The sequence below is a fragment of the Streptomyces albicerus genome, from assembly GCF_008905045.1.
Lineage (GTDB): Bacteria > Actinomycetota > Actinomycetes > Streptomycetales > Streptomycetaceae > Streptomyces > Streptomyces albicerus.
In genome coordinates, this window is the sequence record NZ_VWMY01000066.1 from 49,132 (window position 1) to 57,480 (window position 8,349).

General features: G+C 71.0%; 7 protein-coding genes. 5 read left to right on the forward strand and 2 right to left on the reverse strand.

Going from position 1 to position 8,349, the window contains the following annotated elements; all coding sequences use genetic code 11:
• Positions 1 to 201 precede the first annotated feature (201 nt).
• Together GAS53_RS42935 and GAS53_RS42940 are read left to right on the forward strand one after the other, a co-directional pair.
• A complete protein-coding gene (locus tag GAS53_RS42935) occupies positions 202 to 840 on the forward strand; it encodes a DUF871 domain-containing protein (RefSeq protein WP_151483211.1) in 639 nt (212 codons plus the stop codon).
• 194 nt (positions 841 to 1,034) lie between these two features.
• Positions 1,035 to 2,501 carry an O-antigen ligase family protein gene (locus GAS53_RS42940; protein ID WP_151483212.1) on the forward strand — a complete coding sequence of 489 codons (1,467 nt, stop codon included), beginning with the start codon at positions 1,035 to 1,037 and terminating at the stop codon, positions 2,499 to 2,501.
• 60 nt (positions 2,502 to 2,561) lie between these two features.
• Here GAS53_RS42940 and GAS53_RS42945 read toward each other — a convergent pair whose 3' ends face one another.
• Entirely contained in the window at positions 2,562 to 4,163 is a 1,602-nt protein-coding gene (locus GAS53_RS42945) for a FadD3 family acyl-CoA ligase (protein WP_151483213.1), read from the reverse strand.
• 116 nt (positions 4,164 to 4,279) lie between these two features.
• On the opposite strand from GAS53_RS42945, the gene GAS53_RS42950 reads away from it, so the two are divergent.
• The 3 genes from GAS53_RS42950 to GAS53_RS42960 are packed head-to-tail and all read left to right on the forward strand — an operon-like array spanning position 4,280 to position 6,680.
• Positions 4,280 to 5,440: a lipid-transfer protein gene (locus tag GAS53_RS42950; protein WP_151483214.1), complete on the forward strand. Its 1,161-nt coding sequence runs from the start codon at positions 4,280 to 4,282 to the stop codon at positions 5,438 to 5,440.
• 8 nt (positions 5,441 to 5,448) lie between these two features.
• Positions 5,449 to 5,913, forward strand: coding sequence for a Zn-ribbon domain-containing OB-fold protein (locus tag GAS53_RS42955; protein ID WP_151483215.1), 465 nt, complete (start codon positions 5,449 to 5,451; stop codon positions 5,911 to 5,913).
• On the forward strand, positions 5,910 to 6,680 hold the full coding sequence (locus tag GAS53_RS42960) for an enoyl-CoA hydratase/isomerase family protein (RefSeq protein WP_151483216.1): 771 nt from the start codon (positions 5,910 to 5,912) through the stop codon (positions 6,678 to 6,680). Before GAS53_RS42955 ends, GAS53_RS42960 begins: the two co-directional genes overlap by 4 nt.
• 256 nt (positions 6,681 to 6,936) lie before the next feature.
• On the opposite strand, the gene GAS53_RS42970 is transcribed toward GAS53_RS42960, so the two are convergent.
• On the reverse strand, positions 6,937 to 8,349 hold a 1,413-nt coding region (locus GAS53_RS42970; protein ID WP_151483218.1), incomplete at its 5' end, for an outer membrane protein assembly factor BamB family protein.

Here is an 8,349-nt window from a genome sequence, read left to right on the forward strand (position 1 = left end):
CGGCGGTCCTGAACTCGCCCGCCCAATCCGCCCCTTCCAATCCGCCCCTTTCCATCCGCCCCTGTCAGTCCGCCCCTTCCGGAACGAACCCGTCCGCTGTCTCCCACGTCCACGTACCGAGCCCGTACGAGCCCGTACGAGCCCGTACGAGCCCGTACGAGCCCGTACCGAGCAAGAGTCGGACCCAAAGGGAGACGGCACATGGACAAGCTGCGCAAGCGAAGGTCCGCCAAGGGCGCCGTAGGCGTCGTCGTCGGTGTGCTGGGCCTCGGCGTGCTTCAGGGGTCCGGCGCCAGTGCCAGCCCGGACGACGCAAGGGCTGCCGCATCGGCCCCCGGTGCGGCCCCCACCGTGTGCGTCGGGACGCAGCCGGAGGGCAGCCTCCCCCGTCGCGCCCCCAAAGGCAGCTACCCGGACGACACCCCGCTGTACCGAGTGCTGGCGTACATCGACAGGACGGCCAAGGGCTACCCGGGCATCTTCACCGGGCTGTCGGTCGACGACGCGAACAAGGCCGCCGACGTCCACCGCATCCCCGGCACGCGGGCCGAGGAGTTCGACGCCGAGCTCTGCGACGCCGCCGAGAAAGGCGTGACGATACGGCTGCACGACACCGACGTCACCGAAGCGGAGCTCAAGGCCCTGGTGGACCGCATCAGCGGCGACATGGACCGCTGGAAAGGCACCTTCATGATCTGGTCGGTCGGAATGAACAGCCACCGCGTGTTCGTGGGCGTTTCCGACCCCGCGAAGGCCGAGCCGATCCTGAGGGAGGCCTACGGCGAGGAGCACATGAAGCACATCGAGGTGGCGTACGAGGAGCAGGCCTCGATCTATTGACTTCTCCTCATCGATCATCGATTCCTCATCGATCAATTCCCACCGATTGATTACTTACCCTCTATTGATTTCCCATCGATCGACTCCGCATCGATCGATCCTCGTACATCAAAACCCCCTCCCCACACAGCCGCTCGGCTCCGTTCGCACGCCCGACACCCACCCGTCGCACCGGAGCGCCACGCTCGGGTGCCATGGCATCCGACCGGACGACCCGGACCACATCGGCGGGCCAGAGACCGCCGAACGCCATCGTTCAGCTCGTCCCGCTCGCGGCGTTGGCCGTCGTGCTGGTGGACGCCGCCACCGACTTCTTCCCCGACGATCCCCTCGTCGGGGTCGTGACGCCGACGCGTCTCGCCCTGCTCGCCGGGGCCGCCGCACTGCTGACTCCGGTGCGCGGCCGACCGCGCCCACGGCTCGCGGACTTCCGTACCCGTCTCGACCTCCCCGTCGGGCTGCTGCTTCTCGCCTCCGTGGCGACCACCTACATCGGCGGGCATCCCACCGCTCCGCTGCGCGGGCTGCTGACCGTCATCGCCTGCTACTACCTGGTCGTCGGGCTGCGGCGCAGCCAGCCCGAGTCATGGCGAGCGGTCGCCCTCCTCGCGCTGATATCCGTATCAGCCGCGGCCACGACGGCGTTCTCCCAGGTGACGAACGAGACGGCGACCGGCTTCTGCCGTACGGGACTGCTCACCGACGTCTCCTGCGACGCGGGTGGTGACGGCGTCGTGATCCGGGCGGTCGGGACCTTCGCCAACCCGAATCTGCTGGCCGCCTTCCTCGTCCTGATGCTGCCGTTCGCGCTGCTCGCCGTCGTGTCGGTCGACGAGCGCACGGCCAAGACAGCGGTGGTCCTGATGGCTGTCCTGGGGTACGGGGCGTTGCTGACCACCTTCTCCCGGGCCGGCTACGTCGCCGGTGCGGCCGGGCTCCTCGTGCTCGGCGGTGCGTACTGGCTCGCGCCCCGGCTCGCCGACCGGACCCAGCGACGCCTGGTGGCTGTCCTGGGACTCGTCGGCCTTGCCTGCGCCTCCGCGGCGATCTGGGCGGTGTCACGGGCCGGCGACTCGCTGGGCGTGCGCGGCCAGGCCTGGAACGCGGCCCTCGACCTGGCCGTCGACGATCCGCTGGGCGTCGGTCTCGGCCGCTCGGGTGCCGTCATATCCGCCGCCGCGCCCGGTGACCGGGTCTTCGTCCACGCCCACAACCTCTGGCTGAACTGGCTGGTCGAGACGGGGCCGGTCGGTCTGCTCGCCATCGCCTCGGTGGCCGTGATCGCCTGGGCCTCCGCGGCCCGCGCCGCCCGCGCGAAGTCGGTGCTCGGCATCGCGGGACTCGCCGCGCTGACCGGCTTCTTCCTGGCCAGCATGGTCGATCATCCGGCCAACCTGGACCGCATCGACATCCTGTTCTGGCTCGTCCTGGCCCTGGTCATGGCCGACGTGCCGGCCACCTGGCGCAGCCCCGCCCCCTCCTCCGAACCGCGTGCAACCCAGCCCACGCGTCCCCGGCACGGCCCTCACCAGGCCCGTACGCCGATACCCGCCCCAGTGGCCGGCCGCGAACCCGCTGCCACTGCTAGCACCGCCGACAACGCCGACCCTGTCGATGCCGACGCGAGCGCCCGTCCGCCGTACATCCCGCAGTCACGCTGAGCGGATTCACCGCCGGTCAGCAGAACACCATCGCTCAGCAGAACACCGTCGCTCAGCAGATCACCGCCTCCGCAACTCCCCCTTCACCACCTTCCCGCTCGCGTTCCGCGGCAGCTCCCCCACGAACTCCACCATCCGCGGCACCTTGTAGTTCGCCATCTCGCGCCGCGACCAGGCGATCAGGTCGTCGGAGGTCAGGGAGGACTCCGGGCGGCGTACGACGTACGCCTTGCCCACCTCGCCGAGCCGCGCGTCCGGGACGCCGATCACCGCCACGTCGGCCACATCCGGGTGCAGGCCGAGGAGTTGCTCTATCTCCGCCGGGTAGGCGTTAAAGCCGCCGACGATGAACATGTCCTTGATGCGGTCGGTGATCCGGAGGTTGCCCGCGTCGTCCAGGACGCCCACGTCGCCGGTGTGCAGCCAGCCGTCCGGAGTCAGGACCTCGGCGGTGGCCCGGGCGTCCTCGTAGTAGCCGCCCATGACGTTGAAGCCGCGGACCAGGACCTCGCCCGGAGTGCCGGGAGCGACAGCCGCACGCCTCGCGTCCACCACCCTCACCTCCGTGCCCGGGATCGCCCGGCCCGACGTCGACGCGATCACGCCCGGCTCGTCGCCTCGTCGGCACATCGTGACGATTCCGCTGGCCTCGGAGAGTCCGTACGCGGTGAGGACCGTCCCCACGCCCAGTTCCTCCCGCAGTCGCTCCACCAGCCGCAACGGCACCACCGCCGCTCCCGTCACCACCAGGCGGAGAGCCGAGAGGTCGTACGCGTCACGGTTCGGGTGGTCGAGCAGTGACTGATGGAGGGTGGGCGGGCCCGGCAGGACCGAAATCCGCTCCGAGGCCACGTTCGCGAGGACCGTGTCCACGTTGAACACCGGCTGCGGGATCATCGTCGCGCCCCGCATCAGACAGGCGATCACGCCGGCCTTGTAGCCGAAGGTGTGGAAGAAGGGGTTCACGATCAGATAGCGGTCGCCCTCGCGCAGACCCGCCAACTCGCACCACACGGCGTAGGCCCGCAGCGTCTGCGCGTGCGTGATCACCGCACCCTTGGGGCGGCCTGTCGTGCCCGAGGTGAAGATGATGTCCGAGGGGGAGGCGGAGTCCACGGCGGCCTCCAGCGACCGCACCTCCGACGAACCCACCCCGTCCCCGCTCGCCAGGAAGTCCTTCCACGTACGGAAGTCGGCCGGGGCGTCGTCCGACAGCACCACCACCTGCTCCAGGTGCGGCAGCCCCGGGAGCGGACCGGGGGAACCCGCCCCTTCCCCGGCCGCCCGCCGCAACGACGCCACATACGACGTCCCCAGGAACGTCCCCGTCACGAACAGCAGCTTCGCCCGGCTCCGGGACAGTACGTACGCCGCCTCCGTGCCCTTGAAGCGCGTGTTCAGCGGGACGAGGACCGCACCCGCCGACACCGCGCCGAGTGAGGACACGATCCAGTCCAGGGTGTTGGGCGCCCAGATGGCCACCCGGTCGCCGGGCGCGACGCCGTTCGCCACGCAGGCCGCCGCGGCGCGTTCGACGCGGGCGCCCAGCTCCGCGTACGTGACGCGCGTACGACCCTCGACGACCGCCTCGACGTCGCCGTATCGATCAGCCGCACTTCGCACCAGCCCAGGAACGGTGCCCCACTCCAAGTCACCGCGCACAGCGAGCCTCCCCACGGTCGACACACCCACTAGCTGACTACCCGTCAGATTAGCTGTAGCCTGACGGCCTGTCAGCCACCGGACAGTCACAGGGACCGTCACACGGAGGTGCGCACATGGCACGGATCACCTCGGGGATCAAGGACGCGACCGCCATCGCCGGGATCGGGCAGACCCCCTTCGCCAAGCAACTCCCGGAGAGCGAGAAGGCCTTGGCCTGCCGCGCGATCCTCGCCGCTCTCGACGACGCCGGGATCTCCCCCTCCGAGGTCGACGCGCTCGCCTCCTACACCATGGAGGAGACCGACGAGGTGGAGGTCGCGAAGGCCGTCGGACTCGGTGACCTCACCTTCTTCAGCAAGGTCGGGTACGGGGGCGGCGGTTCGTGCGCCACCGTGGCGCATCTCGCCGCCGCGATCGCCACCGGGCAGGCCACCGTCGGGGTCGCCTGGCGGTCACGGAAACGGGGCAGCGGGCCGAGACCCTGGAAGAACACCGCCGCCCAACTCCCCACCCCCGCCCAGTGGACCCGCCCCTTCGGCCTCCTCCGCCCCGCCGACGAGATCGCCATGCTCACCCGCCGCTACATGCACGAGTACGGGGCCACCCGGGACCACCTCTTCAACGTCGCCCTCGCCTGCCGGAACCGCGCCAACCAGAATCCACAGGCGATCATGTACGAGCGGCCGCTGACCAGAGACATGTATATGACCTCGCGTTGGATCAGCGAGCCCCTCTGCCTCTTCGACAACTGCCTCGAGACGGACGGGGCGTTGGCGTGCGTCCTCGTCTCCGCCGAGCGGGCGGTCGACTGCCGGCGGCGGCCCGTGTACGTCCACTCCGCCGCCCAGGGCCTGCCCGCCCAGCACCACGGCATGGTCAACTACTGGAACGACGACCCGCTCACAGGACCGGCCTGGACCGCCGCCCGACACCTGTGGAAACACGCCGACTTCACCCCGGAGGACGTCGACGTCGCCCAGATCTACGACGCGTTCACGCCTCTCATACCGCTCTCCCTCGAGGGCTACGGATTCTGCGGGCGCGGCGAGGGCGGCGCGTTCACCGAAGGCGGCGCCCTCGAGATCGGCGGGCGGCTGCCGCTGAACACGAGCGGCGGCGGACTCTCGGAGGCGTACGTCCACGGCTTCAACCTCATCAACGAAGGCGTGAAGCAGCTCCGGGGGGCCAGTACCGCGCAGGTCCCGGGCGCCGCTACCTGCCTTGTCACGGCGGGCGAGGGTGTTCCCACCTCGGCCTTGCTCCTAAGGAGTTGAGTTGACAGATGACAGAATCTGATATCCGTCATCTGAAATCTGTCAGTCGTTATCTGACACCTGTTATCGATGATGACGGCGCCCCCTTCTGGCAGTACGCCGCCCAGGGCGAGCTGCGCATACAGGCCTGCGCCGCCCCCGACTGCGGCGAACTCCGCTTCCCGCCCCGCCCCTGCTGCCCGTACTGCCAGTCCTTCGAAAGCGAGTGGCGGAGGATGAGCGGGAAGGGGCGCATCTGGTCGTACGTCATTCCGCATCCGCCGCTCCTTCCGGCCTACGCGGAGCAGGCCCCGTACAACGTGATCGCCGTCGAGCTGGCGGAGGCCCCTCGCATCCGGCTCGTCGGGAATCTCGTCAGCGGGCCGGACGCACCGCTCGACTCGGTGGCCAGGGAGCGGATCCGGATCGGGGCGAAGGTGCAGGTGGTCTTCGACGGCACCGGGCTGCCCCGGTGGGTACTGGAGCGCCCATGACCCTCCGTGTCTCCACCGACAAGGACACCGGCGTCGCCGTGGTCACCCTCGACCGGCCCGAGAAGCTCAATGCGATCGACCTCGACACGGCCGCCGAACTGGCCGCCGCCTGGCGGGAGTTCAGGTTCGACGATTCGGTGCGTGCGATCGTGCTCACGGGGGCGGGTGAGCGGGCGTTCTCCACGGGGCTCGACAGGGGCGTCGAGGTGCGGCAGCCCAACTCGCCCTACATGGTGGACGATCCGCTCGTCGCGATCGGGCCCAAGGCGGGCGACCTGTGGAAGCCGGTGATCGCCGCCGTGAACGGGATGGCGTGCGGAGGAGCCTTCTATCTGATCGGCGAGGCGGAGTTCGTGGTCGCCGACGAGACGGCCACCTTCTTCGATCCGCATACGACGTACGGCATGGTCAGCGCATACGAGTCGGTCTACCTGGCGCAGCGGATGCCGCCCGGGGAGGTGGCGCGGATGGCGTTGATGGGGACGGCCGAGCGGATCTCGGCGCGGCGGGCGTACGAGGTGGGGCTCGTCTCCGAGCTCACCGCGCCGGGTGAGGCGCTGTCGGCCGCCGTGCGGTGCGCGGACGTCATCGCCTCCTACCCGCCCGAGGCCGTGCAGGGGACCGTACGGGCCGTGTGGGCGGCGAAGGAGGCGACGCGGGCGGCGGCTTTGTCGCACGCGCCGCACCTCGTGTCGATGGGCAATCTGCCGAACGAGCGGCAGGCGGGGCTGTTCGCCGACCGTCGGCCGGGGTTCCGGACCCGCTGAACCGCCCTCACCCCCGCCGTCACAGAGCGTGGCTGTCGCGTGGCGGGAGTCGTCCGTCCGGCGTAGCGTCTGCATCGAGAGCTGGAACGGAGGTCCGCGTACGGTTCGCAACGTACTCGGGTCGGTCCTCGCTCTCGCCGGAGCGACGGCCGCCGTCTGGAGCCCCTTCCGTGCCTGGTACGACGGCCGTCACGGATGCCACTACCGTGCCTGCCCTCGACGGGCCTGCGCCGCGTGAGCCCGGGTCCACGGAACCCTAAGTCCGCGCCGTGCCCGTTCCCTTCTCCGCGTCCAGTGCGTACACGCACCGGTCCTTGCTGCACGCGTACACCACCCCGTCCTTGACGACCGGGGCGCCGGTGATCTCGCCGCCTGTGGCGAGTTTCCAGCGGAGGCGGCCGTCGTCGGCCTTGAGGGTGTAGAGGAGGTGGTCGGTGGAGCCGAAGTGGATGCGGCCCTCGGCGACGGCGGGGGCGCCCACGACGTCGCCGCCCGCCTGGAAGCGCCACTTCGGGGTGCCGGTGACGGCGTCCAGCGTGTAGAGGCCCTTGCCGGATCCCACGTGGACGTGACCGGCCGAGACGAGGACCGGGTCGATGGAGGAGCGGGACTCGGTCGCGATGCGCCAGCGGTCGCGGCCGTCGGTGGCGTCGAGGGCGTACACCGTGCCGAGGTAGTCGGCGAGGTAGATCCCGCCGCCCGTCACCGCCGGGCCCGGCGCGAAGGTGGGCGGGCTCAGGAAGACGGCGGGCGCCTCGAAGTGCCAGCGGACATGGCCGCCGGCGACGTCGATGGCGAGGACGCGGGTGCCGGCGGACGCGTACACGTATCCGTCGTCGGCCTGTGTGATGCGGACCGGGACGCCGCCGCAGGAGGCCGCGTCGCCGATCGGGTACGACCAGCGCTCCTCGCCCGTGCGGGCTTCGAGGGCGCGCAGCCGGGCGTCCTTCCAGACGTAGACCGTGCCGTCGTGGACGACCGGTCCGGCCTCCGGTGACTCGAAGTCGGTCTGGGCGCCGGTGATCTCCCAGAGCTTCTGGCCGTTGGCGGCCTCCCATGCCTGTACGCCGCCGCCTCGGGTGCCCGTCACGACGGTGCCGCGGTCGGCCTTGAGGGAGTACACCCAGGCGTCGGTCGGCAGCCGCCACAGGTCGGCGCCCTCGCGGGCGTCCAGGGCGAAGAGGGTCGGACCGTCGGAGGCGTGGACGCGGCCGTCGGCGACCGCCATGGACCAGGCGACGTCCCGGGTCTTGAAGCGGCGCCGGCCGGTGCCCACGTCCAGGGCGTGCACCTCGAAGGAGTTGACGTAGACGAGGTCGCCGGCGACGGCGGGCGTGCCCCATACGTCGTTCGACATGCGGAAGCGCCACGGCCGCCAGGAGGATGCGGAGTCGGGGCCGGGGGCCGCCGCGGGCGCGGGTACGGGGACGGGTCCCGCTCCGGCTACGACGGGGTCGGCGCCGTTCACGCCGGGGCGCGGCCGGGACCAGGAGGCGGCGAGTCCCGCTTCCGGAGGAGGTGCCTTCACGGCGGCGGCCCGGGCGTCGGCGACGCGCGGGCCGGGCCCGATGGGCACCTGGGCGCCCGCGAGGCGTACGGGACCGGTGTCGGGCGCGGCGCCGTGCCGGCCGGCGCCCGCGACGACGGGGACGGGAGGCGGGTCGTGCGG

Excerpts from the sequence above, each read along its gene's own strand:
- GAS53_RS42935 (WP_151483211.1), top strand. The coding sequence starts at position 202 with ATGGACAAGCTGCGCAAGCGAAGGTCCGCCAAGGGCGCCGTAGGCGTC.
- GAS53_RS42940 (WP_151483212.1), top strand. The coding sequence starts at position 1,035 with ATGGCATCCGACCGGACGACCCGGACCACATCGGCGGGCCAGAGACCG.
- GAS53_RS42950 (WP_151483214.1), top strand. The coding sequence starts at position 4,280 with ATGGCACGGATCACCTCGGGGATCAAGGACGCGACCGCCATCGCCGGG.
- GAS53_RS42955 (WP_151483215.1), top strand. The coding sequence starts at position 5,449 with ATGACAGAATCTGATATCCGTCATCTGAAATCTGTCAGTCGTTATCTG.
- GAS53_RS42960 (WP_151483216.1), top strand. The coding sequence starts at position 5,910 with ATGACCCTCCGTGTCTCCACCGACAAGGACACCGGCGTCGCCGTGGTC.